Genomic DNA, 26,574 nt, shown 5'->3' on the forward strand with positions numbered 1-26,574 from the left:
GCCGGCTGAATGAAATCTTTTCGCCAATAGATTTGTAACCATTCATCATGGCAGATTTACATTTAAGCATCCTCGACCAGTCGCCGGTTAGAAAAGGCGTTACCGCACAGCAGGCTGTACAAGAAACCATTGAGCTGGTGAAGCTGGCTGATAAGCTGGGATATACCCGCTTCTGGGTTTCAGAGCACCATAATACCACGACCCTTGCAGGCTCAACGCCCGAAGTGCTGATTGCCCATCTTGCCGGGGAGACGAAGCGCATCCGGTTAGGGTCGGGAGGCATTATGCTGCCTAATCACAGTGCGCTAAAGGTGGCTGAAAATTTCAGGATGCTCGAAGTGCTTTTTCCCGGCCGTATTGATTTAGGCATTGGTCGTGCTCCCGGAACAGACCGTATTACGGCATCGGTTCTGAATCCTTCAAACCGCTGGAACGAGCAGGATTTTATTGAACAGATCATTGATTTGCAGAATTACCTGCACGATACCGCCGATACCAATTCGGCTCAGCCACGCATCATTGCCATTCCGCAAGCTGAAACAGTGCCCCCGTTATGGCTGTTGACCTCAAGCGGACAGAGCGGGCTGTTCGCCGCTCATTTTGGACTGGCTGTTGCGTTTGCACATTTTATTAATCCAATTGGTGGCCCCGAGGCCATTAAGCTGTACCGCAACCGTTTTCAGCCTTCCCTGGAGCTAAAGCAACCCGAAGCCAATGTGGCCATTTTTGTTTTTTGTTCTGAAGATGAGGAAAAAGTGAAGCAACATCAGGCAGTTATGGATTACCGGTTTTTGCAACTGGAAAAGGGAGGCGGTTTGGTTCCAATAACTTACCAGGATATTAAGGACGTGCTATATACGTCATTTGAGCAGGAGCGGATTGCACATAACCGTAAACGTACGATTACCGGCAATCCCGGCGAAGTAAAATCAAAACTGCTTCAACTTGCGAAAGATTACCAGACTACCGAAATTATGACTGTAACTATTACCGAGCACTTTGAAGACCGCTTACGGTCGTATGAATTGCTGGCTGATATGTTTGGATTGTATTAATGGTATTGGAGAATGGAGTATTAGCTATAGTTTTTGTAAATTTGTTAGATAAAAAGGATGTTCTATATGAGGACAATAACTATCAGAATAGACGAGCATACGAAATTCGGGAAGCAATTTCTTAGCCTGTTAAAGTTTTTCGCCGCAGAAAAAAAAGGGGTAGCAGTGGTAAAAGATGAAAAAGGTCTTGCTCAATCTGGTATAGAAGCTGCCTTTGAAGATGTAAAACTTGGTAGACTGACCACTTATAAAAACAGTGACGACCTCTTTGAAAAAGTGCTGAGGTAATGTATAAAATAATTACTACCAACCGGTTTGACAAAAGCCTAAAACTTTGCAAAAAGAGAATTATGATTTAACACTGCTCAACTGCAATTTTGACAACTTTTTAAAAGTCAAAATCAAATCAAAATCAAATCAAAATCAAATAAGCACTGCCCCATGTCTGGCTTAAATTTCAGCCTGAGAATTGCATGTTCGGTTAACTTAAGCCTTAAAATAATAGAAAAGTTTTAGAACTTCTTGCTTATATCCAACGCAGACAGCGTTTTAAACGCTGTCTGCGTTGTACAGCAATTTTGACAACTTTTTAAAAGTTGTCAAAATTAAACAAGCGCACTGCCCCGGCCAAACTAAACTCCGATTGCAGTGTATACCGGCCTGTGGCTAATGCCGATGGGGGACATGAGCGAAAGCCAGCGCAGTATGAACGGAAAGCGGGGCTACCGGTACCGAAACGATACTGGCACTGCTTTTCAAAAAAGTAAAAACCAGGTTTGTTTATTCCCGCTTACGCAAAGCGGAAACAATCCAGATAATGATGGCAATAACAATAACAACGCCGATAAGCGCTGTGTAAAAGCCTGCCTTGAAAATACCGCCAATTACTTCGCAGCTGCTTAATAAACATACTGCGAGGACAGCAATGGCAAGGTATGATTTAGTTAAAAGGTTCATAAAATAAAAAAGTAGTGAATTGTTAATACACTACTTTTTTTAAAAGGTTTTAGAAGCGGCTATTTTTTAGCTTTTTGATAGCGCTCTGCAACGGCGTCCCAGTTAACCACGTTCCAGATTGCTGCTAAGTAATCGGGACGTTTATTCTGGTATTTCAGGTAATAGGCATGCTCCCACACGTCGATACCGAAGATAGGTGTTCCTTTCACTTCCGCGATGTCCATTAAAGGGTTATCCTGGTTGGGAGTTGAAGAAACCTGTAGCTTGCCATCGGCAGCTACGCTTAACCAGGCCCAGCCTGAACCAAAACGGGTAGCGCCGGCTTCTGATAATTTCTTTTTCAGCTCATCAAATGAACCAAAGGTTGAGTTAATGGCTTCAGCCAGTTCACCACTGGGCTGCCCGCCTTTATTTGGGCCTAAAACCGTCCAGAATAAGCTGTGATTAAAATGACCACCACCATTATTTCTAACCGCTGCCGGATACTTGGAGATGTTTTTTATGATCTCGTCAATAGATAAATTTTCTGCATCGGTACCGGCAATGGCTTTGTTTAAATTGTCAACATAAGCCTGGTGGTGCTTGCCATGATGAATTTCCATGGTTAATTTGTCAATATGCGGTTCTAATGCGTCTGTTGCGTAAGGTAACGCAGGTAATACGAAAGCCATATTATGTAATGTTTAAGTGAACAATGAATATCGCAAATATAACGGCTTAGGCTTAAAATTGTTCAGCTTTTCTGGTTAACTTTTGTCACGCTTACGTATAAAGAACTGTTTAACCAGCATGCTGCATTCATTTTCTTTAATTCCGCCGGTAATTTCTGTTTTAGGATGAGTTATTTTCTGGTTAAGGCGCATAAAGCCGCGTTGAGCATCGTGAGCGCCAAATACGATGCGACTGATCTGTGTCCAGTAGGAAGCGCCGGCGCACATTACACAAGGCTCGATGGTAACATACAACGTGCAATCTTTAAGGTATTTGCCGCCCAGGTAATTGGCTGCAGCTGTAAACGCCTGCATTTCGGCATGTGCCGTAACATCGTTTAACCGTTCGGTAAGGTTATGTCCGCGGCCAATGATCTTACCGTTGCAAACCACAACAGCGCCTATCGGCACTTCATCGGCGTCAAGGGCCAGCTGTGCTTCTTTCAACGCTTCGCTCATAAAAAACTCGTCGGGAGCAACAACCGGTTCATCAGAAAAGTTAATATATCGCATGGTATCTTAAATTAAGCGGGAGCCGTTGGGAACAGGTTTGTCGATGCAGGTTAGCACGATATCGCCATTCTCGTCGGCAAAGCCGGTAACTAAGAACTGCGACATAAAATTAGCGATCTGCTTTTCGGGGAAATTGATAACGCCTACTATCTGGCGCCCCACCAGGCTCTCTTTGGTGTAGTGTTTTGTGACTTGCGCACTGCTCCACCTGATGCCAAATTCGCCAAAATCAACTTTCAGCTTGTAGGCCGGCTTGCGTGCCTGCGGAAAATCATGTACTTCGAGAACCGTACCTGCCCGAAGCTCTACTTTTGTAAAATCGTTCCAGCTAATAAATTCCATTCCTCAAAAATAAACATCCCGCAAAGGTTTTATGCATATCTTTTAAAAACACTAACTGCCGCCATGCTGGCATTTTTGGTTGTCGTACCAGGTTGTTTCTGTAGACGGTGAGGACACCGTCCACGGCTTTTGCGCCATGTTGGCATTTTGCGTTACCTTTGCGGGATATGAATCCGGTTATCAGGTTAAAAAAAGGTAAGGAAAAAGCGGTAAGGCAGCTGCATCCCTGGATTTTTTCGGGCGCTGTTGAACAGGTAACGGGGAATCCGGCCAACGGCGATATTGTAACGGTTACCGACCCGGCTGGCAATTTTCTGGCTTACGGGATGTTTAACAGCCAGTCGCGGGTGGCGGTACGTTTGCTGGAATGGCTTCCTGAAAATCCGATAAACGAAGAGTGGTGGCGCCACCGGGTTCGTAAAGCAATAGCTGCACGAAATACCTTACTTTCATCGGGAGATACGGATACCTGCCGCCTGATTTTTAGTGAGGCCGACTTCCTGCCGGGATTTATTGCCGATAAATATGCCGATTTTATTTCGGTTCAGATATTATCCTCCGGCGTAGACCGGGTTAAGGATATTTTGCTTGACGAACTGGAGAAATGCCTGAACCCTGCGGGGATATTTGATAAAAGCGATAATGGCGCACGAAATCATGAAGGGCTGGAGCCTGCCGGCGGGAGATTACGGGGAGCAGAGCCTCCGGCGTTTATCACCGTAAAGGAAAACAATATTGCATACAGCGTAAATATTGCCGAGGGGCAGAAATCGGGCTTTTACTGCGACCAGCGTGATAACCGGCGTTTGGTTGCCGCACATGCCGCCGGCAAAAAGCTGCTGGATTGTTTCTGTTATTCCGGCGGGTTTACGTTAAATGCTTTACAGCACCAGGCGGCACAGGTCTATAGTGTAGATAGCTCGGCCCTGGCTATTGAAACGCTGAAGAAGAACATTGCACTGAACCGGTTTGATTCCGCCAGGCACCAGGCTATTCAGTCTGACGTTAACCGGCAATTGCGCCTGTTCAAAGAGCAGAATGAAAAGTTTGATATCATTGTGCTCGACCCGCCTAAGTATGCGCCTTCGCGATCGGCGTTGGATAAAGCGGCCCGTGCCTATAAAGACCTTAACCGCCTGGGTATGCAACTGCTGAATGAGGGCGGCTTGCTGGCAACGTTTTCGTGCTCGGGGGCTGTGGATATCACCACCTTTAAACAAATACTGGCCTGGGCCGCACTGGACGCCGGAAAAGAAGTGCAATTTATCGGGCAATTCTGCCAGCCCGAAGACCATCCGGTACGGGCATCGTTTCCTGAAGGTGAGTATTTAAAAGGATTACTGTGCAGGGTGAGTTAATTCTGAAATAGCTTTTCAATCAGCCTGATGCAGAGGAATTAAACCGAACCAGCTTGTCCCAGTCAATTGATCCATCAGTTAAACAAAATGTATCGGCAAACTCTTTGGTAAACCTGTTGATCATTTTGGAATAAGAAATGATGAATTCATCGTTTCGTTCTTTAGCCTGATGTCCTAATGGTTCAATGATCTTTGTATATAATTCATGATCTCCTGAAATAAAGGCCCAGAAACGTTGTCCGCAATATTTAAAGTAATCTCCTTTGTCCGGCTGATTATCTTTTCCATAACAACAACCATTTACCGCTACAACATTAATTTGAGAGTTACTTGTACGTAAAGTCTTTTTTGCGGTCTTAAAATCAGCTATCATTTTTCCGATTTGGCTGCTATTTCCCCAGTTTGGGCCTGATTTAATGGTTACAATATGCCTTGCCCCATTATTATCAAATTCAAGGTCAATACCCGGAATGCCTGATTTCCAGCCATTATATACCCGGGTATTAATAAAAATGGCAAGCCCTTCAAGCCAGTCGCCGAAAATAGTTTCTTCCTGCGAGGATATAAAAGCATCGGTAAAGCTCTTGATTATTTCCTGCGCCGTAAGCACAAACTTTGCTTTAAAAAGATATGGATTTTTCTTGCCAAGTACCCGGTTCAGCTTCAGCTTTGTCAATCCCTCAATACGTTTCTGATGAAATGTACCGATATTATCTTCAACGTACTGCGATACGTCTGTTATGCTTAGCTGATTCATACACTGCTTCAGGTTCTAATGAATAAAGTTCTGCAGGATTTATTTGCGCCTTAACCATATTGTAGTAGTCCTCTACTATTTCAATACCTATAGAATGCCGTTTCATGCGATTTGCTACATTAAGCGTAGTTCCCGAACCCATAAAAGGGTCAAGCACTGTATCTCCAGCTTTGGTAAAGAGCTTGATAAACCATTCGGGCAATTCTTCGGGAAAGGCCGCACTATGATTCTTGTTACTACATTCTGTTGCAAGATGGAGAACATTTGTAGGATAGGCTTTATCGCGATTAAGCCAATTAGAAATATTCTTCCCAAAACCACTCCCTACTTTAGAGCTATCTCTTGTTTTATCGGTATCAGAAAGATTTTTAAGGCGTGATTTTGCCCAATCACCCATCGGTACCATCACTTCTTCCTGGTACATATTGAATTTTTTATCCTTATTAAATTGAAGAAGTCTTTCCCAGGCATCACGGAATCGGTTAGGCCATTTCCCGGGGTAACAATTTTTCTTGTGCCAGATGAATTCCTCGGTCCATAACCATCCCTGCTTTCGCATTTCGAGAATTAGCTCCATAACGTATGTGCTTCGCTCCCCATCAACTACTTTTTCCTTTATATTGAGTATAAATGTTCCTGTAGGTTTTAATACCCTCAAAAGTTCTTTAGAAATAGGTAAAAACCATTGCACGTATTTGTCAGGATGAATACCGCCATAGGTTTCCTTCCGTTGGTCGGCATAAGGCGGAGAAGTAATAATGAGGTCAACCGAATTATCTGAAAGATTACTTAACTCTGTCTTGCAGTCACCCAAATACAAATCTGCTCGTATCTCCATGCTCAAATTTAGCTCTCTTCGCTGTTTATTTAATATCATGTTAATAAGTTTTTGAGAGCATCTTTAAAAAATGACATAGGGGTTTCAAAATCTAAAATATTGCATAACTAAAGAATAGTGCGTACCTTTGCGGCTCGAAACCTTTAAGCATGTCAAAAGCATCCGAAATAAAAAATGGCAATATTTTGCGCTTTAATGGCGAATTAGTTTCTGTTGAAGAGTTTATTCACCGTACTCCCGGCAACCTGCGTGCATTTTACCAGGCCAGAATGCGGAATATCCGTACCGGCAAGCTGGTAGAATACCGCTTCCGTACCGATGAAGAGGTTGAAATTTGCCGTGTTGAAACTAACGATTACCAGTATTTGTATGAGGATGGCGACTACTTTGTGGTAATGGATAATAATACGTTCGAGCAGTTTAATATCCCAAAATCATTGTTTGGTGATGCTGCCCGCTTTCTGAAAGAAGGCATGAACGTAATTGTTGCCTTTGAAAGCGATGAGCCGATTATGGCCCAGGCCCCAACCAGCGTTGAGCTTGAGATTACTTACACAGAGCCTGCCGTAAAAGGCGATACTTCTACCAATGCCTTAAAAAGTGCAACGGTAGAAACCGGTGTTGAAGTCCGGGTTCCCCTGTTTATTAACCAGGGCGATAAAGTTAAAATTGATACCCGCACCGGAGATTACATCGAGCGTGTGAAATAAAGATTCTTTTTCATATATTAAGTTTAGGTTGATTATTGAAAAACGGCTCATTTACGAGCCGTTTTTTATTTTAGGGAAATTTTACAAACGTGGAAAAAGACCGGTTAAGGAAATTGTATCTTGAGAAACGGAAAAACCTGAGCTTAAAAGCAGCTGACCTGCTTACGCGGGGGATTCTCCGGCAATTTGCCTCGTTAGATTTTTCGCAGGTACGTTATTTTCACTTGTTCTATCCCATTCCGGGGAAACATGAGTTTAACAGCCTTGTTCTGGCCGACTGGCTGCGGCTAAATCACCCGGAAATTAAGCTGGTTTTATCGCGTAGCGATTTAAAGAATCATACCCTGACACATATCATTTGGAATCCGGACACGCCCCTGGCAATGAATAGCTGGGGTATAACCGAACCTGTTTCCGGCGCTGAAATTGCACCCGGAGAGCTGGACTTTGTCCTGGTACCGTTGCTGATTTTTGACACAAGGGGGAATCGTGTGGGCTATGGTAAAGGTTTTTACGACCGTTTTTTAACTCAATGCAGGCCGGATGTTATTAAAGCGGGAGTTTCGTTCTTTGAGCCTGAAATCAATCCTATTCCGGTTAATGAGCACGATATTCCGTTAAACCTATGCCTGACACCGCAACAGGTATGGCGGTTTTAATAACCTGAGTTCGATTAATAATCCTGCTCAAAAACAGGTTTAACAGAGATTGCTTCGTCGTACCTCCTCGTCCCGAGACTTCGGGAACGGAAATAGGAGCGTCATTGTCCCGAGGCTTCGGGAAAGGATTGGATTTGTGCGACAGAATGAAGCAATCTGTTAGTAATCAGCTTAATAAAATCAAACTCAGATTAATATTAATCCTGCCCGAAATTAAGGGCAATCTGTTCGTTGCAGCACGTTGTCGTTATTATAAACCAATGAGTCCGGGTTGGTAAAGACCATTTTTCCGTTCTGTTCGGTTACATCGCCGTAACCTTCAACCAGGGTATCTCCCTTTTTAAGCAAAGCCACCTGCCGCACAGATTCCATACCTTCGGAAGTAAAACGATAATCGGCAATAATGGTATCACCATATAATTTGCCCTTAATGGAGCCGGTGCTTTTATCTTTCTCAAAATAATTGTATGAAAGTGTGCCAGTTACCGTCTTTCCGGCGGCAGTGAGATGCAGGAAAACGGTATCTTTATCATGGATAAAGTGATAACAGCCGGAAATGTCTTTCGCTGCTGAAGCACCGTTTTTAGAAGTATTATTCTTGCAGGCTGCCATCCCAAACAGGGCACAACCTAAAATGAAGCATGTTTTCATCGGCTTATGTTTTGTATTAATAAATACACAAGCCGGCCCCGAAAATGTTTGCTCTGTTATTTCTTGCCAGGCTTGGCTGCCGGGAATTTCATTTTATACGCCACATTGATTTGTCCCTTTGAAATAGCATCAAGCCTGCTTTTCAGCATGGTTTTGCGTAAGGGCGATAATTTGTCGATAAACAATTTACCATCAATATGGTCGTATTCGTGCTGGATAACACGGGCAGCCACCCCCGAAAAGGTTTCTTCATGATGCTGCCAGTTTTCATCATAATAGGATAGTTTAACAGTCTGGTGGCGGCTTACATCTTCACGTATGTCCGGAATGCTCAGGCATCCCTCATTGAAATCCCATTTTTCACCTTCCTCATCAATTACATGCGCATTGATAAATACCTTTTTGAAATTTTCCAGCTCGTTATCTTCATCAGCAAATGGACGGGCATCTATCACGAATAAACGTATGGAAAGGCCAACCTGAGGGGCAGCCAGTCCTACACCCTGGGCATTATACATGGTCTCAAACATGTTTGCTATCAACTCATCCAGGTTAGGATAATCTTTGGTAATATCGTCAGCCTTTTTGCGTAAAACCGGATGTCCGTAAGCAATAATAGGTAATTTCATGATACAAAAATAAGTAAATTACTGTGATTCGGGTTGGAACAACAGCACCGATAAGGCTGATGGGTTAAAAATCTCGTTAGCGATATCCTGCAGCTGCGAAGCGGTACATGCCTGGATGCGGGCGAAGATCTCGTCGAGCGTATCTACCCGGTTATAATCCAGCAGGCTTTTTGCCATCGAAATGATCATCCCGATACGGTTTTCTTCGGCCAGGGCAATTTGCCCGATGAATTTCTGCCGGGCCGTATGTAACTGCAATGTTCCCAGCTTATGCTCGCACAGCTTTTTCAGCTCCCGGTAGATCAGCCGCAGTGCTTTATCCGATTTTTCGGCATCTGTACCAAAATAAATGGAGAAAATGCCCGTGTCGGTTAAGGGCGTATAATTGGAATCGATGGTATAGGCAATACCGTATTTTTCGCGTATCTGCAGGTTGAGCCGGGAGCTCATGCCATTGCCGCCCAGCATATTGTTGAGCAGCAGCAGACCGGTTTTATTTTCGTGATACAGGTTATAGGCCGGTGCTCCTATTACACAATGCACCTGTGATATGGGCTTACTTTCTTTTCTGGTTTGCGCCATATACTGCGCTACAGGTTCCCGCTTTCGCGATGAATGTGTAGCGGGCAAATGTGCAAAATAACGCTGCGCCAGCTTTTCTATCCGCGAAGGCGAATAATTACCCGATATACCGATAACCATCTGGTTGGTTGTATAGTGCTCCTGCAAAAAGGTGAAAATATCCTGGCGGGATAAACGGCTCACGCTTTCGGCAGTACCCAGGATATTACGTCCCAGCGGATGCCCGGCAAACAGTAATTCTTCAAAATCATCATTTATTGCATCTTCCGGCAAATCCTGGTACGATGCTATCTCATCCAGAATAACGCTCTTTTCTTTCTCCAGCTCTTCATCCGGGTAAACCGAATGAAATACCAGATCCTCAAAAAGGTCTAACGTGCGGTCGAGGTAGGCCTGCAAAAACGAGGCATGAATACAGGTATATTCCTTGGTGGTATAGGCATTCAGGTCGGCGCCAATGCTCTCAAGCCGGTTAAGTATCTGTGATGTGTTACGCCGTTCCGTCTTTTTAAATAATAAATGCTCTATGAAATGAGCCAGGCCCGACGTTTGAGGGCTTTCGTCACGTGTACCGGCATTAATTACGATACAGGCATGCGAAACAGGCGATGAAAAAGGCTTAAAAATTATGCGTATGCCATTAGGCAACGTAATAACGTATTGGTCCATGCGGAGAGCAAAGATAGTAATACCCGTGGTAATGCAGGTATTTAACAGTTGGTATTACCACTATTTAAGCACATAATTGAATGGTTGTCAGTAATAACGTCCACATAGCTTTCATAGTCCCGATAGGAAATCATATAGCTTGAAGTCAGTAGTCTAACGCTGAAAGAAGCTTTTTAAAACTTAATACTTTTCATTAAATTTGACTCTATGAGAGCAGCGGACGCGAATACAACATTAATAAATGGTTATATCGACCTGTTAGACAATCTAAGCCCAGGTAGTAAGCTCGACCTGATATCTAAGCTAACTATATCGGTTAAGACCGACCTGATTAAAAAGAAGTCTTCTTTTAAAAAGGCATTTGGAGCGTTTGATTCAAAGGCAAGCGCTGAGGAGATTATAGAAGATATTCGTAAAAGCAGGGTGTTCACCAGACAAATAGAATCATTTTGAAGCGCTATCTAATTGATACCAATATTGCCATATTCTATATGAAAGGCAAGTTTGGTCTGGATGCTAAATTCGATACCGTCAATGCTGAGGATTGCTTCATTTCAGAGATAACCTTAGCTGAACTCAAATTCGGGGTCGAGAAAAGTGAGAAGCCGGAAAAGAATAGAAAAGCTTTAAATAACTTCTTAAGTGGTGTCCAGATTCTACCTATTTTTCATTCATTAGACCTATTCGCAAAGGAAAAGGAAAGGCTGCAAAGGGAAGGAACACCTGTTGATGACTTTGACCTTTTAATAGGTGTAACTTCAGTGACTCATAACCTGACAATGGTTACCAACAATACACCAATCACTTTAAACGCATAAAGGGAATTAAGTTAGAGGACTGGACAATCGGCAAAAGCGACCCATAGTTTTACCATTCAGCACAACACTTCATTCCCTGCTCTGGGCAGCTAACGTTACTTAGCCGACCTGTTAATGCTTAAGCTGTAATTTACATTTCTGCTTGAACGCGTTAAACCTCGGCACCGAAACGCCCTGGATATAGGCCGATGACGGGTTATATTCTTCGTAGTTCTGATGGTATTCTTCGGCCCGGTAAAAGGCTTTTAACGGTTCTAACTGGGTAACAATGGGCTTTTTAAACGATGGTGTCCATTTCCGGATGGCTTGTTTGGCCTGCTCCAACTGGCTGGCATCGGTATAAAAGATAGCAGAACGGTACGAGGTACCCACATCCGGCCCCTGGCGGTTCAGTGTGGTTGGGTCGTGTGATGAAAAGAAAGCATCGAGCAAATCGCTGTACGATACTACTTTGGGATTATAGTACACCAGCACGGTTTCGGCATGGCCGGTAGTTTCACTGCAAACCTGCTTATACGTTGGATTTTTAACATGGCCACCCGCATATCCTGAAACGGCAGAATCTACTCCGGCAATTTCCTCAAAAATATGTTCTGAGCACCAGAAACAGCCTTCGGCAAAAGCGGCAATAGCCTTACCTTTAGGTGCTGTCAGCTTTATGCTGGTATCGGTCTTTTTAGCCTGTCCCGAGCTGTTACAGGCCAGCAGGCAAAGCGCCAGGAAACCTGTCAGACTTCTGATTAAATTCTTCATATTTAAAATTACGCATTATCGGGTGCAATTCAAATTGTCGCCGGTTGGTGGGGACACCAACCGGGGCGGAAGCCGTGGGCGGTGTCCCCACCGCCCACACGAAGCAAGTAATGCGACAATTTGAAATGCACCCTCATTATCCGGCTGTGCTAATGAGAAAAATTGTAACACTTTTGTAAGAAAGGGGATTTATGCCCGGGAGCGCCAGGCGGTGTGAGATCTTTTTATTCCAACCCGTTTTTGATAGCGTATTTTACCAACCCGATAGTGCTTTTGCAGTTGCATTTGGCAAACAGGTTTTGCCGGTGATTGTCAACCGTTTTTTTACTGATGAATAGCTTTTGGGCAATTTCTTCGCTGGTAAGCTCTTTAACTATCAGGCTTAGTACTTCCTTTTCGCGGGCCGAAAGGTTATTCAGTTGCTCATCCTGAACTTTCTTTTTGGTGTATTGGCTATAGATTACCGGCAAAATATCCTGCGAAAAATAGGTTCCGCCATTTACAATGCGATGCAATGCTGACAACAACTCTTCCTTGCCGGAGCTTTTAAGAATGTAACCATCGGCTTCGGCCAGAATGGCTTCTTTTACTGCCGGGCCATTGCTGTACATGGAGAGCACCAGCACCTGTATGTGCGGATACTGCGATTTTACCATCTTGCAAAGGTCAATCCCCGATAATAAAGGCATGCTGATATCTGTAAGCAGAATGTTATATTTTTCGGGATGCACTGAAATTTTGTTCAGTGCCAGCTGTCCGTTAATCACTTCATCTACAACGGTATATTGCGTTTCATTTTGCAGCATACTTTTAATGCCGTCAATCACCATTTGATGGTCGTCGGCAATAATAATTGAGTTTATTTCTGTTTCCATTATGTGGGTATAGTAATTTTTATTTGGGTTCCGGTTAATTTTTCAGAGGTTACCTGCATGCTCCCATTAAGCAGATGTACCCTGGCGCTGATATTTTTCCAGCCTAATCCTTTAGACTCTTTGATTTTTGAGGTATCAAATCCCTTTCCGTTATCTTTTATAGTAATGGTAAAGGTATCATGAGCTTTTGTAATATCCAGATCAATTTCAGTAGCGTCAGCATGTTTGGAGATGTTGCCAAGCACTTCCTGTACAATTCGGTATACAGAAAGCGCATTCTGTTCGGTAAACGTATAGTTGCGTACCTCATCGGAAATGGCTACCTCGACCCTGGTTTTACCGGTGGCATTAATTTTACCGGCTAAATCTTCAATGGCATTTATCAAACCAAAATTAAGCGCTTCGGGAATCAGGTTATGTGAGATGTGGCGTACCTCAGTGATGGTTTTATCCAGGACCTCAATGGTATCTGCCGGCGACTGCTGATTAGAGAGTTTCATTTTTAATACGGCCAGCATCTGTCCGATGCTGTCGTGCAGGTCGCGGGCAATGCGGATGCGCTCCTTTTGTTCGCCTTCAAAAAGCGCCCTGCTGGCCAGTTCCTGTTGCCTGTACACTTCGGCCTGTAAGCGTTTTTCCAGCTTGTATTTATTGGTTCGGTAAATTAAATAGGCAACGGTTGCACCCAATAAGATCAATATAAATAAGCTGAAAAGCAGGTAGTTCTGTTTGCTGATCTCAAATTGCTGCTGCTGGATCAGCTTCTGTTTTTTCGCTGTTTCGTATTTGATGTTAAGCTCTGATAATTGCCGGGTACTTTCTATGTTGATGAACTTCGCGTTAGCATCAGAAAACCGTTTGTGATAATTAAACGCAGCTTTGTAATCACCGGCTTTTGCTGCAATCTCGCTCATGGTATCGTATGTAGATTCGATGATCTCCAGGGCGCTTATCTCTTTGGCTAAAGCCAATGCTTTTTCACAATAAGCAATTGCTTTTTTGTAATCAGCCATTTCGCAGTAAAGGCTACCTATATTATTGTTTGTAGCTGCCATAAGCCATTTATCGCCAAGCTTTGTGGAAAGTGTCAACGCCTTTAAGTTGTATTCGAGCGATGCCTGGTAATTTTTCTGGTATTTATAAACAATGGCAATATTGCTCAATGCCATAGATATTTTATCAGTAATGTTTTTCTGCGTATAAACGGTCAGGGCATTTTTATAAGCGCTTATTGCTTTGTTGTATTCCTGCTGTTGTTCGTAAACCGTTCCCTTGTTATTCTGGCAGTCGGCCACAAGCTCATCTTCGTGAATTTCGGCCGCAATATTTTCGGCCTTTTCGTAATAGCTTATGGCCCGTCCGAATTTTTTCCAGCTGATGTACAGTGCACCGATGTTTTTGTACAAATGTGCAGTAAGCTGTTTATTGCCGGTGCTTTCTGCTTTAGTTAGCCCCTGCTGAAAATGGCTTAGTGCCTTAACGTTCTCACCTTTATCGGCATATATTCTGCCGATGTTCATTTGAGCTTTTATAAAAACCGGGATATCTTTTTTCCGGATAGCTGTTTGTGCCGCCTCTGTCAGAAGAAGCTCCGCCTTATCTGCGTTTCCTTTTTTAAGATAGGAGATACCTGATTCCAGCAGTGCTGCGGGACTCTCCGGGTGTTTCATCAGCTCCAGACTATATGCTCCGGGAGTTGCGGCAAATACGCTGAAGCAGCAGATTATCTTCAGCACAACTAAGATGTATTTCATTGAGAGCGGTTTGCCGTAAATATACCGTCTCTGTAGTATTAAGCCAAAAGAAAAAATCAAAGCGGAATACCGCAATAAACCCTGAAAAATACAAAAGGAGACCGTTGTGAAACAGCCTCCTTTCTTTCTGGAGTTTTAAAACAGAGTTAGAATTTAAATGTAACACCTGCATTTAAGTTTCCAACCCCATAGCCTACTTCGGCGAATATGCCGATCTTATCAGAGAAGAAATATCTTGCACCGGCATGGCCGCCATAAATAACGCCGCCCGCAGAAGCGCTGGCCGGAGCAGTGCCGCTACCGCTCCATTTGGCCGAAGCAATGTTATAACCCAGGATAGCGCCGATATACGGGTCTAACTTGTCGCCACCAAAAGAAAAATGGTACGATGCTCTTGCTGCAGTAAGGATGTACGAATATTTATAATCTCCCCAGGCGCCTAAAGCTTCCTTTTTGCTTGAATAAGAAACATAGGCGCCACCGCTGATCTTATCGGAAAAGCCATGTTCAAAGCTAAGTCCGATAGGAGTGCCAAAGCCACCGCCGAAGCCTGCACCGATGTTGAGCAGGTTGTCGCCTTTTTTGTAATTCTGCGCTGAGGCAATTGTTACACTGCATCCTGCAACCAGTAGGGAGAATGCTAACTTTTTGAGGTTTAAGTTCATCATGTGTGTTATTTTAATTGATTTAAGATTGGGTTATGTTGGCAAAACTATTGTGAAGCACCGTAAAAGGTTATCCGTATAAATGCTGATTTTGTGTCAGTGGAAATACGGAGTTCTTATACATAGCGCAAAAACTGCGGCTAAACAGTGATTGTATTATAAAACTGTGTTTTCATTGAGAGCGATTTTGCGTTTACATCAGCAAAAATGAAAATCAATATGCGGCAGTAAACAGAGAATAATCTTTGTTTTTATAGGGATGTATACCTAATTGCAGGCAATAACGTCGAAAATTTAATCGACAAAAGCTCTGCCTCACTCTCCCGATAATAATTTCTATGCCATCTGAGGTTTAGATAAGTGCTACCTTTGCGCCATGGCCGGTATCTATCTCCATATTCCGTTTTGCAAAAAAGCCTGTTACTACTGCGATTTTCATTTCAGCACATCCCTGAAGTATAAACCGGAAATGTTACAGGCCATGAAAAAAGAGCTGGCTTTGCAGAAAGATTACCTTAGCGGTCAGGAAATACAAACGCTGTATTTTGGCGGCGGCACACCCAGCATCCTGGATGCAGAAGATATTCAGTCACTGATGGATGAAGTTAACCGCTATCATTCCGTTGCAGCCGATGCCGAAATAACACTGGAAGCTAATCCCGACGATCTCACTCCCCAAAAGGTAAAAGCGTTGAGGCGAACTCCGGTTAACCGTTTCAGCATCGGGATACAGTCTTTTTTTGATGAAGATTTACGTTGGATGAACCGGGCGCATACATCCGCGGAAGCGGATAGCGCTATAAAACGGGTGCAGGATGCCGGCTTTGAGAACATTACCGCCGATCTGATCTATGGCTATCCGCTGTTGAGCGATGATAAGTGGAAAAGCAATATGCATAATCTATTGCAATTGGATATTCCGCACCTGTCGGCGTACAGCATGACGGTTGAGCCACGGACAGCTCTTGCCTCTTTCATCCGTAAGGGAAAACAGCAGGCCATGAACGATGCGCAAAGCTCTTCGCAGTTCCTACTGTTAAGCGATACGCTTACCGGTGCAGGCTTTGAACATTATGAAATATCCAATTTTGCCAGGCCCGGACGCTATTCACAACATAACACCAATTACTGGCGTGGCGTGCCGTACCTGGGAATAGGCCCTTCGGCACACTCATTTAACGGCATATCGCGGCAGTGGACTGTTGCCAACAATGCCCGGTATATGGAAGCAATAGAACAAGGTCGCGTTTCCGCCGAAACAGAGCTGCTTACCATAGAAAACCGTGTTAACGAATACATTATGACTTCGCTGCGTACGATATGGGGCATGAACCTGGATAAGATCCACAGCGATTTCGGAACTGATCACTACGATTTAATTATAAACAATTGTCGTCCGTTTTTTGAAAAGAGCTGGATAGAGCAGCATGGAAACGTAGTCAGGCTCACGCAACCCGGTAAGCTGTTTGCCGACCATATTGCTGCGGAGCTGTTTGTGTAAGTTGGTATTGAGTATTGCGATTTTAGATTGCTGAATTGTTCTATTGTTGTTCGTTATTCGTCCTTCGTTGTTCGCCTTACGCCATACACCTTCTACCTTCACCTTAAAACCTTCCACCTTCCACCTTTCTTGTCTCTTGCTTCTATGTTCCTGCCATTGCAGTATGCAGCTTCGCTTATTACTTGCAGGCTGCTGAGCTTTGCTATTCAGACTCGGCTAATAGCTGGACTAATCCTTAAAATGCAGATATTGCGAAGGGCTTAAACCGGTAACTTTTTTAAACGAAGTAAAAAACGTACTCCTGGATGCAAAGCCTGCTTCATTAGCCAGGGCTTCAAGAGTAAAAGATCGCCAGTCTTCGCGTTCCAGTCGTTTTTTTACATAATTAACGCGACAGGTATTAATAAAATCGGTGAACCGCTGCTTATAGTAATGGTTAAGCACATAAGACAGGTGATGCAGGGGGATTTGCAATGCCAGAGCCAGCTCATTAACAGTGAAGCCCTGTTTCTTAAAGGGCTCTTCCAGCCGGACGTAGGTTTCCAGCCGGCACACATACATATTCATTAATTCCGGATTAAAAGGAGCCTCTCGTTTTGACGTTGTACAACTATCTTTTTTACTCTCTTTATGATGATGATCCGTTGACTGTTCAACCTTTATCTGCCCTGTATTTGCCACTGGTGATTTACTGGTATAAACTTCCCGGGGGATACCATATAAAATATCAGGTTTGAAAAAGAGATAGACACTTAAGCACATAAAACCAAGTATTTGCAGCAGCGCAGGAACAGAACGGGCCGAAGAAAGCAGGTTCACTCCCGAACCCAGGTTCAGCCAGGCAATAACAGACATAATACCCAGGCCGGTATATATGATTGTGCTGAATGCTGAAAATGTGAATAACCAACCGGTTACATTGCTGAAATTTTCCAGCTTATCTTTTTTTGTGATCCGATACAACAATGCCCATTGAAAAACCAGGTAAACTATCCCTTGTATCCAGCGCAATTGGAAGTGCCAGAAGGCGGGTATCATACCCGATCCTTTCTGATAAGACAGGTTAAAATCTGTTGTAATGGCATTAACCACGGCTTTTTTCGTCTCCATATCTGCCAGATAAAAAGGCATCAAATCAATCACATTGATCAGGGCCGGTATAAAATGCAACCAGTCGCATTTCCTGAATTTAGTTTCATCTAATAAAACACTCCTGACATACAGGTAGCTGCAGGGTGGGATAAGGTAATAAAGCGGACTGCCTACACGGTGTATCCATGGAATAGAGCGTATCCAACCGGTAATAACCAGTAAATATAACAGGGCATACCATCCCCAGGTAAAGATCACTACGCCCAAAAGCCGGTTAGCATGTAGCTGGTATCTTCCCCGCGTGAACAACAACAGGCTTGTAAGAAAACTTGTAAGTACTCCTCCGGCAACCAGAATGTCGTAAAAGCGCATGATTACAACCTCATTAATAAAAGAAACCTATCTTTTATGATGATTTTTACGGCGAAATTATTAAAACTGTTTAGCGTTTTTCTAAATAAGAAGATGATGGTTTTGTAATATTTGTTTTACTGATTACTTATTGTTCGTTGTTAGCGGTTATTAGATAGTTAGTTGTTTGTGCCTGCTTCTCTCCATTTCGTAAATCTAAATTCGTAGTTCGTAATTTCTTTTTGTCCGGAGCTGCTTCCTCTTGCTGGTGCACGCCTGTGGCGTGTGCCTTCCGCGTATGGTTGATCTGATCTTTTATTAAAACTCCGGCAATTGCCATGTTTTATGCAATCGTTCCCGGCATCGATTGCATATTTTTACCGTCTCAAAAAAGCCGATTTTGTTATTTCTTGACTAAACTTGTACAGCTATCCTAAAAACCGGGACATTAAATGAAGCATTTACTCTGTATCTTTTTCTGCCTGATCACTATCCCGCTGTTTGCTCAGCAATTGACCATAACAGTAGCACAAAACGGTAGTGGAAATTTCAGAACGATACAGGAAGCCGTAAACTCAGTTCGCGATTTATCGCAAAAGCAGGTGCGCATTTACATTAAGAACGGCATATATCCTGAAAAACTGGTTATCCCCTCGTGGAAAACCCATATATCGCTTATCGGCGAAAGCAAAGAGCACACGATTATTACCGGTAATGATTTTTCTGGGAAACCTTTTCCCGGCGGTAAAGACCCTTACGGGAATACGAAATTCAGCACCTATACATCCTGCACGGTTTTGGTACAGGGCAATTATTTTACTGCCGAAAACCTGACCATACAGAATACTGCCGGAAGGGTTGGACAAGCCGTAGCCCTGCATGTAGAAGCCGATTGTACCGTTATTAAAAATTGCCGCATACTGGGTAACCAGGATACCTTGTACACCGCAACAGGGAACAGTCGCCAATATTACCGGGATTGCTATGTGGAGGGAACTACCGATTTTATCTTTGGCGAAGCTACGGCGGTATTTGATAACTGCACGATCAAAAGCCTGAGCAACTCGTACATTACAGCCGCGGCTACACCCGCGGGGCGTTCTTTCGGTTTTGTATTTATAAATTGCAGGCTTATTGCCGATACAGCTGTTACCAAAGTTTACCTGGGAAGGCCCTGGCGTCCGTACGCCAAAACTGTTTTTATCCATACCGAAATGGGCGGGCACATTGTCCCCGACGGCTGGAATCCCTGGAAAGGTGACGCGATGTTTCCTGACAAAGAAAAAACCACGTTTTATGCCGAATACCAATGTACCGGCCCGGGAGCAAACACTGAAAAACGGGTAAGCTGGGCGAAACAGTTATCCGCCAAAGCATATAAACACTATACACTTAAAAATATATTTGGTCAAACCGCTTGGTTACCGGGCTATTAGCCAACAGCTATTGGCCATTAGCTTAAAGCCAAAAATCGAGAAATGATCTCAATAAAAAACATATTTCTTTTAGTATGCCTTACGGCGATATCAAGTTATGCAATAGCGCAAACCACACCGTATGTTTCTAACGTGTGGGTGGCCGATCAGGGAAACGGAACCTATAAAAACCCGGTTATCAATGCCGATTATTCCGATCCGGATGCGATACGTGTAGGTGCCGATTTTTACATGGTAGCGTCAAGCTTTGATGCAGTTCCGGGCTTGCCGATATTACATTCAAAAGATTTGGTGAACTGGTCTATACTCACCCATGCCTTAAAAAGGCAACCGCCTTTTAAGCATTTCGAAAAAACACAACACGGCAATGGCGTGTGGGCGCCGTCCATTCGTTATCATAACGGCGAATTCTATATTTATTATCCCGACCCGGATTTTGGTATTTATTTGATAAAAGCTAAAAATGCCGTGGGGCCGTGGTCTGAACCCATACTCGTAGAAGCCGGTAAAGGCTTAATAGATCCATGTCCTTTATGGGATGATGACGGTCGGGTTTACCTGGTTTATGCGTATGCCGGCAGTCGTGCAGGTGTTAAAAGCATTATTGCCGTGAAAAAGCTCAATGCTGCGGGCGATAAAACACTGGATGCCGGAACCATTGTATACGATGGTCATGAAACCGACCCGACCATTGAAGGCCCCAAATTTTACAAACGTAATGGCTATTACTACATTTTCGCACCTGCCGGAGGCGTTCCTACCGGTTGGCAACTGGTTTTACGGTCAAAAAATGTATATGGCCCGTATGAGCGTAAGGTGGTCATGGATCAGGGGTCGTCACCGGTAAACGGCCCGCACCAGGGCGCTTGGGTGGATACGCCTACCGGCGAAGACTGGTTTTTGCACTTCCAGGATAAGGATGCCTATGGACGGGTTGTTCACCTGCAACCTATGAAATGGATAAATAACTGGCCGGTTATTGGTATAGATAAACAAAACAGTGGAAAGGGCGAACCGGTACTGAGCTATAAAAAACCAAATGTGGGCAAAATATATCCCATTGCCACTCCGGCCGAAAGTGATGAATTTAACTCTAACAAATTAGGATTACAGTGGCAATGGCAGGCCAATCCGCAGGCCACCTGGATGTTTATGAACCCGGCAAAAGGGGCTTTACGGTTATATACTTACCAGGTACCGGATAGCGCCAGGAATTTGTGGGATGTACCCAATATCCTGATGCAGAAATTTCCGGCCGATGAATTTACCGTTACCACAAAACTGGCGTTTACACCCAATCCGAATATTGAAAATGAGCAAACCGGCCTGGTCATTATGGGCCGCAGTTATGCTGCCTTAAGCCTGGAAAGCAAAAAGGATGGTATTTATATTGTTTACAGCATTTGCCAGAATGCGGATAAGGGCAAGTCAGAGACCGAAACACAACTCGCTAAAATCAGCAATCAACCGGTTTACCTGCGGGTAAGCGTAAGTAAGGGCGCCAAATGCCGGTTTGCATACAGCACAGACGGCACAAACTTTACAGATGTACAACAGGAATTTCAGGCCGTTGCCGGTCAGTGGATCGGTGCTAAAGTAGGTCTGTTCGCCACAAGGAAAACTCAGATCAATGATTCGGGCTACGCCGATTTTGACTGGTTTAGAGTGGAAAGGTAAAAGGTGAGCTAAAAGCAGAAAGCCAAAGGCTGAAAGCAATCTTTAATAATTGATAATGGACAGTGGACAATTTTTGTGGTTCATAGCGATTGAGAAGCAAGAACATAGATGCAAGAAACAAGACAGTAAAGGTAGAGAGGCAGAGGATTTAGGGCGTGAGGCTAAAAAGGTTATAAGTTATGGGTTGTAAGTTATACGTTTTAGCCCTTACAGCAGATCCTCGTAACCCGCAACAATTTGACAATGCAACAATTAAGCAATTTACAGTATCTCAATACACACTACCCACTACTCAATACCATATTAAGAGTGCGGCCAACTACCCCGGCATACTGATCTTTCCCATGGTTACCGCCGGTAATCCGGCAATGGCTGTGCCTTTTCCGGCAATGGCTTCATTGGCCAATACGGCAAAAAGCAGGGCTTCTTTCGCATCAGGATTTATACCTAACTCATCAAAATTTTTTATGGTGTATGGGGGAAGAAGCTGTTGCAGGTTTCGCATTAATAAAGGATTATGGCATCCGCCGCCACTTACATAGATCGCTGCCGGCTTATGTATGGAGATAATTGCTTCGGCAATACTCCGGGCACTCAGTTGTGCAAGTGTAGCCATCAAGTCCTCACCGGAAACGGGTTCTTTTAAAAAAGACCCTAACCAGTCCAGGTTGAACAATTCAGGGCCGGTGGTTTTAGGTAAGGCCTCTTTGAAAAAAGGATGTTCCAGCAAGCGGGTTAAAAGCGTTTCATTTACGTTACCCCTGAAGCCTATTTCGGCATCACGATCATACGGCCTGCTAAAATCACGCCTCGCTAATGCATCCAGCAGGGTATTTCCCGGGCCGGTATCGGTACATACAATTTTAGCCGTATCGCCATCCGAAGGCAGGTACGTAAAATTGGCTATACCGCCGATGTTCAGTAAGATCCGGTCTTCCTGCCGGTCAGAAAACAGCAGGTAATCGCCGTAAACGGCCAGCGGAGCGCCTTCGCCGCCAACCGCCAGGTGTTTCTGCCTGAAATCGCTCAAGGTGATAATACCTGTTTTAACTGCAATATGATCGGCGTCGCCAATTTGCAGGGTAGCATCCGGGTAAGCGGCTAAGCCATGCAACCGTTTAGGCGCATGATAAATGGTTTGGCCGTGGCTGGCAATACAATCCACTTCCGAAGGCGATAGGGCATGTTTTTTCAAAAAGGCATTGATCAGTCCGGCATGCAAATTCCCGGTTTGCTCATTGAGCAGGGTAAGCTTCTCAAGGTCGACTGTTTTTTTAGAAAAGATACGCAGTATATCATCCTTAAAAGCGTTTTCATACGGTGCCGTTTCAAATTCGAGCACGCGGGCCGTGGTTTCTTTTCCGTGCCCCGAAATCCGGCAAAGTGCCATATCCAAGCCGTCCAGCGATGTTCCCGACATCAGTCCGATAATAAGCCGCGATGGCTTTTGGGCCATCTGCCATAAGCTGCCAATATCTCTTAAACTCATAATAAATTAAGCGATGTAATTTAAAAATTAACTTTATAACCATCATTATTATCTTAGTTTTGTTTAACCTTAAATACACATTATGGCTCGCTTAAACTTATTAGAAGAAACCCGTTACGAAAAACTACCGGTCACTATATACCCGGACGAACATATTGCCTCAAAAAAAGTTGCCGCACGTATTGCTAACCTGATTCGCGAGAAGCAGGAAAATAACCAACCGGCTGTTTTAGGATTAGCTACCGGGCAAACACCGGTGGGTGTTTATGCCGAGCTGGTACGTTTGCACCGGGAAGAAGGTTTGAGCTTTAAAAACGTAGTTACCTTCAACCTGGATGAGTACTACCCCATGAAGCCGGAATCAGCCCAGAGCTACGTGACTTTTATGAATGAGCATTTATTTAATCACGTGGATATTAACCGGGCTAATGTGCATATTCCTGACGGAACGCTATCGCTGGATGAAATACCGGCTTACTGCATTGAATACGAGCGTAAAATATCATCTTACGGTGGTTTAGACCTGCAGATCCTGGGTATAGGACGTACGGGCCACATCGGTTTTAACGAGCCGGGATCAGCGCCAAATTCAGGAACACGCCTCGTTACGCTGGATGACCTTACCCGCCGTGACGCTTCACGCGATTTTGGCGGTAAAGCCAACGTGCCCACCAAAGCCATCACCATGGGTATCGGCACCATTTTCAAGGCCCGGGAAATTATCCTGATGGCCTGGAATCAGAAGAAAGCGCCCATTATCCGAAAGGCTGTTGAAGGTGAGATATCATCCGAAGTGCCGGCAACGTACCTGCAGCTTTCGGATAAGGTTGAATTTGTTATTGATACCGACGCGGCATCAGAGTTGACCCGCTTTAAAACTCCGTGGCTGGTTAAAGATTGTACCTGGACAGATTACCTGATCAGGAAAGCAGTGATCTGGCTGGCACAACACACCGGTAAACCCATACTGAAACTCACCGAAGAAGATTACAACAACAACGGTATGGCGCAGCTGGCAACCGAGAAAGGGCCGGTGTACGATATCAACATCCGCATTTTTAATGAGATACAGCATACCATTACCGGCTGGCCGGGCGGCAAACCGAATGCCGACGACAGCCAGCGACCGGAACGTGCAGTACCTGCCCATAAACGGGTAGTGATCTTTTCTCCGCACCCGGATGATGATGTGATCTCGATGGGCGGTACATTTATCCGGCTGGCTGATCAGGGGCACGATGTACATGTGGCTTACCAGACATCGGGCAATACTGCCGTTTGGGATGACGACGCCCTGCGCTTTGTTGAGTTTGCCATTGATTTCGGTAAATCCCAGCAATTGGATACCAAACAGCTGGAAAACCTGTATGGCAACATGCGTAATTTTGTTGCCGCTAAGCAGCCTAATCAGCCCGATCCGAAAGAAATTCTTACCGTTAAGGGCCTGATACGCAAGGGAGAGGCTATTGCAGGAGCCCGCTTCGCCGGTTTGCCGGATGATCATATTCATTTCATGGATCTTCCGTTTTACGACCGGGGTAAAGTACAGAAAAACCCGGTTGGCGAAGATGATATTCTGCAAACCATGGAGCTGTTAAGAAGCATAAAACCGCACCAGGTTTTTGCTGCCGGCGATTTTGCCGATCCTCACGGCACACACAAGATATGTTTTGATATTGTGTTAAAGGCATTGCAACGTTTAAAAGCAACCGACGACTGGGTGAAAGATTGCTGGCTGTGGCTGTATCGCGGAGCATGGCATGAATTTGAAGTATATGAAATTGAGATGGCTGTTCCGCTATCACCTTCTGAAGTGGAGCGTAAACGCCTGGCTATCTTTAAACACCAGTCGCAAAAAGACCGGCCGGTATTTCCCGGCGACGATGCCCGCGAATTCTGGGTACGTGCCGAAGACCGTACCCGCGAAACTGCTCATATATACGATGAGCTTGGCCTGGCCGAATATGAAGCTATGGAAGCGTTTATACGATACTCTTTTTAGTAATTTAGTAATTTCAAAATTGTGGAGGTCTTATTCATTGCTACATTCAAATTTGAAGAAGAACTAATAGCACTAAAAGATATTCCATCTTACTTCTATCGAAATGTGCTCGGAATAATGTTCCCCTATGTTAGGGCTTTTGTGAGTATGCTAAGTTTTCAGGCAAATATGAATCCAATTATATTACCATTGTTAAACTTGACAACTCTTGAGTCTTATTTCAAGGAGAATACAACTATGGTTGAAGAAGTTTAAAATCTAATCATCATATTTACGGTATATAGCTTCCTTGTAAGAAATAATCTGCAATCTTTTAATATCTATGAAGCCTCCCGCGAGGTATCGGGGCGGGTTGCAGGCGTATGAGCGTAACACAGGACTACCGGCACCGAAGCAAACCGGCCCCTGCTTTTCAAGTAATTTGTATTAAAATTATGCGATACAGACGTTTAAATGATGGTTGTAGCTGAAATTTTATCTAAGTTTGAGCTGTTTTCAAATTCCGCACGATGTTAAAAGATAAAATCAGGCAAATGGCCCGGGATATCCACCAGGATACCATTGCCATACGCCGGCACCTGCATGCTAATCCCGAACTGTCTTTCCACGAGTACCAAACTTCGGCGTTTGTAAAAGAAAAGCTTGCCGGCATGGGCATCCCTTTTGAGGCTATGGCCGATACCGGTGTGGTAGCTCTGATCAAAGGCAACAAACCGTCTGATAAGGTAATTGCCCTGCGTGCCGATATGGATGCTTTGCCCATAACTGAAACGAATAACGTGGAGTATAAATCAACCAATCCGGGCGTGATGCATGCCTGCGGACACGATGTGCATACTTCGTCGCTACTGGGAACGGCCAGGATACTTTCAGAGTTAAAGGATGAGTTTGGCGGTACGGTAAAGCTGATTTTTCAGCCCGCGGAGGAAAAACTACCCGGCGGCGCCAGCATCATGATAAAGGAAGGTGTGCTGGAAAACCCTAAGCCTTCGGCGGTTATCGGCCAGCATGTTATGCCGCTGATCGAAGCGGGTAAAGTCGGTTTTCGTTCCGGTAAATACATGGCATCCACTGATGAGTTGTATGTAACAGTTCGGGGAAAAGGCGGCCATGGGGCCCAGCCGCAACAAAATATAGACCCTGTTGTAATTACGGCTCATATTATTGTGGCTTTGCAGCAGATTGTTAGTCGCATAGCCGACCCGAAATTACCCACGGTGCTTTCGTTTGGCAAAGTGATTGCCAATGGTGCTACCAACGTAATCCCTAACGAGGTTTACCTGGAAGGCACTTTCAGAACTCTTGATGAAGACTGGCGTGCCGAGGCGCACAAGCGTATGAAAAAGATGGCCGAAGGCATTGCCGAAAGTATGGGCGCTGTTTGCGAGTTTAATATTATGAAAGGTTATCCGTTCCTGATCAACGAGGAAAAACTTACCGCAGACGTGCGGGCTTTTGCCGAGGATTTTCTGGGTAAGGAAAATGTGGTTGACCTGGATATCTGGATGGCGGCCGAAGATTTTGCCTATTACTCGCAAATAGCCGATGCCTGTTTCTACCGGCTGGGCACGGGCAACCAGTCACTGGGAATAACTTCATCGGTGCATACACCTACATTTAATATTGATGAAAGTGCGCTGGCCATCAGCACCGGTTTAATGGCGTATATTGCCGTAAAGCAACTGGGTAATTAAAACCCGTTAGGGGGATATTCCGTTATATCGGGCAAAC

At 44.4% G+C, this 26,574-nt stretch carries 28 protein-coding genes; 12 read left to right on the forward strand and 16 right to left on the reverse strand.

What is annotated here, in order from left to right:
- Nucleotides 1-47 precede the first annotated feature (47 nt).
- Both FW774_RS03430 and FW774_RS03435 read left to right on the forward strand, forming a co-directional pair.
- Nucleotides 48-1,055: an LLM class flavin-dependent oxidoreductase gene (locus tag FW774_RS03430; protein WP_149346733.1), complete on the forward strand. Its 1,008-nt coding sequence runs from the start codon at nt 48-50 to the stop codon at nt 1,053-1,055.
- Between the two features lie 66 nt (nt 1,056-1,121).
- A complete protein-coding gene (locus FW774_RS03435) occupies nt 1,122-1,343 on the forward strand; it encodes a hypothetical protein (RefSeq protein WP_149346734.1) in 222 nt (73 codons plus the stop codon).
- 492 nt (nt 1,344-1,835) lie between these two features.
- Here the strand turns inward: FW774_RS03435 and FW774_RS03440 are convergent, their stop codons facing one another.
- The 4 genes from FW774_RS03440 to FW774_RS03455 form a co-directional block, all read right to left on the reverse strand.
- Complete coding sequence (locus FW774_RS03440) at nt 1,836-2,012, reverse strand: phosphatidate cytidylyltransferase (protein ID WP_149346735.1); 177 nt, start codon at nt 2,010-2,012, stop codon at nt 1,836-1,838.
- 59 nt (nt 2,013-2,071) lie between these two features.
- Entirely contained in the window at nt 2,072-2,683 is a 612-nt protein-coding gene (locus tag FW774_RS03445) for a superoxide dismutase (protein WP_149346736.1), read from the reverse strand.
- 75 nt (nt 2,684-2,758) lie between these two features.
- Complete coding sequence (locus FW774_RS03450; protein ID WP_149346737.1) at nt 2,759-3,235, reverse strand: nucleoside deaminase; 477 nt, start codon at nt 3,233-3,235, stop codon at nt 2,759-2,761.
- A gap of 6 nt (nt 3,236-3,241) precedes the next feature.
- Complete coding sequence (locus tag FW774_RS03455; protein ID WP_149346738.1) at nt 3,242-3,577, reverse strand: tRNA-binding protein; 336 nt, start codon at nt 3,575-3,577, stop codon at nt 3,242-3,244.
- 167 nt (nt 3,578-3,744) lie between these two features.
- On the opposite strand from FW774_RS03455, the gene FW774_RS03460 reads away from it, so the two are divergent.
- Nucleotides 3,745-4,935, forward strand: coding sequence for a class I SAM-dependent rRNA methyltransferase (locus FW774_RS03460; protein WP_149346739.1), 1,191 nt, complete (start codon nt 3,745-3,747; stop codon nt 4,933-4,935).
- Between the two features lie 19 nt (nt 4,936-4,954).
- Here FW774_RS03460 and FW774_RS03465 read toward each other — a convergent pair whose 3' ends face one another.
- Together FW774_RS03465 and FW774_RS03470 are read right to left on the reverse strand one after the other, a co-directional pair.
- Nucleotides 4,955-5,692: a PmeII family type II restriction endonuclease gene (locus FW774_RS03465; protein WP_149346740.1), complete on the reverse strand. Its 738-nt coding sequence runs from the start codon at nt 5,690-5,692 to the stop codon at nt 4,955-4,957.
- Nucleotides 5,652-6,530, reverse strand: coding sequence for a DNA-methyltransferase (locus tag FW774_RS03470; protein WP_149347150.1), 879 nt, complete (start codon nt 6,528-6,530; stop codon nt 5,652-5,654). Before FW774_RS03470 ends, FW774_RS03465 begins: the two co-directional genes overlap by 41 nt.
- Nucleotides 6,531-6,679: 149 nt before the next feature.
- Here FW774_RS03470 and efp point away from each other — a divergent pair, with 149 nt between their 5' ends.
- Together efp and FW774_RS03480 are read left to right on the forward strand one after the other, a co-directional pair.
- On the forward strand, nt 6,680-7,240 hold the full coding sequence (gene efp, locus FW774_RS03475) for an elongation factor P (protein WP_149346741.1): 561 nt from the start codon (nt 6,680-6,682) through the stop codon (nt 7,238-7,240).
- Nucleotides 7,241-7,329: 89 nt separating this feature from the next.
- Entirely contained in the window at nt 7,330-7,899 is a 570-nt protein-coding gene (locus FW774_RS03480; RefSeq protein WP_149346742.1) for a 5-formyltetrahydrofolate cyclo-ligase, read from the forward strand.
- Between the two features lie 213 nt (nt 7,900-8,112).
- Here the strand turns inward: FW774_RS03480 and FW774_RS03485 are convergent, their stop codons facing one another.
- From FW774_RS03485 to FW774_RS03495, 3 genes are read right to left on the reverse strand one after another with little or no spacing between them, the layout of a single operon-like run.
- Nucleotides 8,113-8,550 carry a hypothetical protein gene (locus tag FW774_RS03485; protein ID WP_149346743.1) on the reverse strand — a complete coding sequence of 146 codons (438 nt, stop codon included), beginning with the start codon at nt 8,548-8,550 and terminating at the stop codon, nt 8,113-8,115.
- A gap of 56 nt (nt 8,551-8,606) precedes the next feature.
- Entirely contained in the window at nt 8,607-9,179 is a 573-nt protein-coding gene (gene def / locus FW774_RS03490) for a peptide deformylase (RefSeq protein WP_149346744.1), read from the reverse strand.
- A gap of 18 nt (nt 9,180-9,197) precedes the next feature.
- Nucleotides 9,198-10,430, reverse strand: coding sequence for a M16 family metallopeptidase (locus FW774_RS03495; protein ID WP_149346745.1), 1,233 nt, complete (start codon nt 10,428-10,430; stop codon nt 9,198-9,200).
- Between the two features lie 207 nt (nt 10,431-10,637).
- Between FW774_RS03495 and FW774_RS03500 the strand changes: the two genes are divergently transcribed.
- The gene (locus FW774_RS03500) at nt 10,638-10,883 is read left to right on the forward strand and encodes a hypothetical protein (protein WP_149346746.1); all 246 of its coding nucleotides are present in this window, start codon (nt 10,638-10,640) and stop codon (nt 10,881-10,883) included.
- Nucleotides 10,880-11,248 (forward strand): PIN domain-containing protein, encoded by a 369-nt coding sequence (locus FW774_RS03505; RefSeq protein WP_242457700.1) that lies wholly within the window; start codon nt 10,880-10,882, stop codon nt 11,246-11,248. Before FW774_RS03500 ends, FW774_RS03505 begins: the two co-directional genes overlap by 4 nt.
- A gap of 111 nt (nt 11,249-11,359) precedes the next feature.
- On the opposite strand, the gene msrA is transcribed toward FW774_RS03505, so the two are convergent.
- The 4 genes from msrA to FW774_RS03525 all read right to left on the reverse strand — a co-directional run bounded on the left by msrA (nt 11,360) and on the right by FW774_RS03525 (nt 15,298).
- Nucleotides 11,360-12,001: a peptide-methionine (S)-S-oxide reductase MsrA gene (gene msrA, locus FW774_RS03510; protein WP_149346747.1), complete on the reverse strand. Its 642-nt coding sequence runs from the start codon at nt 11,999-12,001 to the stop codon at nt 11,360-11,362.
- Between the two features lie 224 nt (nt 12,002-12,225).
- Complete coding sequence (locus tag FW774_RS03515; protein WP_149346748.1) at nt 12,226-12,876, reverse strand: response regulator transcription factor; 651 nt, start codon at nt 12,874-12,876, stop codon at nt 12,226-12,228.
- Complete coding sequence (locus FW774_RS03520) at nt 12,876-14,630, reverse strand: tetratricopeptide repeat protein (RefSeq protein ID WP_149346749.1); 1,755 nt, start codon at nt 14,628-14,630, stop codon at nt 12,876-12,878. Before FW774_RS03520 ends, FW774_RS03515 begins: the two co-directional genes overlap by 1 nt.
- A gap of 146 nt (nt 14,631-14,776) precedes the next feature.
- Nucleotides 14,777-15,298, reverse strand: coding sequence for a porin family protein (locus FW774_RS03525; protein ID WP_149346750.1), 522 nt, complete (start codon nt 15,296-15,298; stop codon nt 14,777-14,779).
- A gap of 373 nt (nt 15,299-15,671) precedes the next feature.
- Between FW774_RS03525 and hemW the strand changes: the two genes are divergently transcribed.
- Nucleotides 15,672-16,796 (forward strand): radical SAM family heme chaperone HemW, encoded by a 1,125-nt coding sequence (hemW, locus tag FW774_RS03530; protein ID WP_149346751.1) that lies wholly within the window; start codon nt 15,672-15,674, stop codon nt 16,794-16,796.
- A gap of 228 nt (nt 16,797-17,024) precedes the next feature.
- Here the strand turns inward: hemW and FW774_RS03535 are convergent, their stop codons facing one another.
- Entirely contained in the window at nt 17,025-18,260 is a 1,236-nt protein-coding gene (locus FW774_RS03535; protein WP_242457701.1) for a helix-turn-helix domain-containing protein, read from the reverse strand.
- Nucleotides 18,261-18,387: 127 nt separating this feature from the next.
- Nucleotides 18,388-18,579, reverse strand: a complete 192-nt coding sequence (locus tag FW774_RS03540) for a hypothetical protein (protein WP_149346753.1) — start codon at nt 18,577-18,579, stop codon at nt 18,388-18,390.
- A gap of 112 nt (nt 18,580-18,691) precedes the next feature.
- Between FW774_RS03540 and FW774_RS03545 the strand changes: the two genes are divergently transcribed.
- Nucleotides 18,692-19,675, forward strand: coding sequence for a pectinesterase family protein (locus FW774_RS03545; protein ID WP_149346754.1), 984 nt, complete (start codon nt 18,692-18,694; stop codon nt 19,673-19,675).
- 42 nt (nt 19,676-19,717) lie between these two features.
- A complete protein-coding gene (locus FW774_RS03550) occupies nt 19,718-21,352 on the forward strand; it encodes a glycoside hydrolase 43 family protein (protein WP_149346755.1) in 1,635 nt (544 codons plus the stop codon).
- 319 nt (nt 21,353-21,671) lie between these two features.
- On the opposite strand, the gene FW774_RS03555 is transcribed toward FW774_RS03550, so the two are convergent.
- The gene (locus FW774_RS03555) at nt 21,672-22,841 is read right to left on the reverse strand and encodes an anhydro-N-acetylmuramic acid kinase (RefSeq protein WP_149346756.1); all 1,170 of its coding nucleotides are present in this window, start codon (nt 22,839-22,841) and stop codon (nt 21,672-21,674) included.
- Between the two features lie 82 nt (nt 22,842-22,923).
- On the opposite strand from FW774_RS03555, the gene nagB reads away from it, so the two are divergent.
- A complete protein-coding gene (gene nagB / locus FW774_RS03560; RefSeq protein ID WP_149346757.1) occupies nt 22,924-24,843 on the forward strand; it encodes a glucosamine-6-phosphate deaminase in 1,920 nt (639 codons plus the stop codon).
- Between the two features lie 509 nt (nt 24,844-25,352).
- Nucleotides 25,353-26,537 carry a M20 family metallopeptidase gene (locus FW774_RS03570; protein ID WP_149346758.1) on the forward strand — a complete coding sequence of 395 codons (1,185 nt, stop codon included), beginning with the start codon at nt 25,353-25,355 and terminating at the stop codon, nt 26,535-26,537.
- Nucleotides 26,538-26,574 lie beyond the last annotated feature (37 nt).

Origin of the sequence: Pedobacter sp. BS3 (genome assembly GCF_008274585.1) — a bacterium.
Classification (GTDB): domain Bacteria; phylum Bacteroidota; class Bacteroidia; order Sphingobacteriales; family Sphingobacteriaceae; genus Hufsiella_A.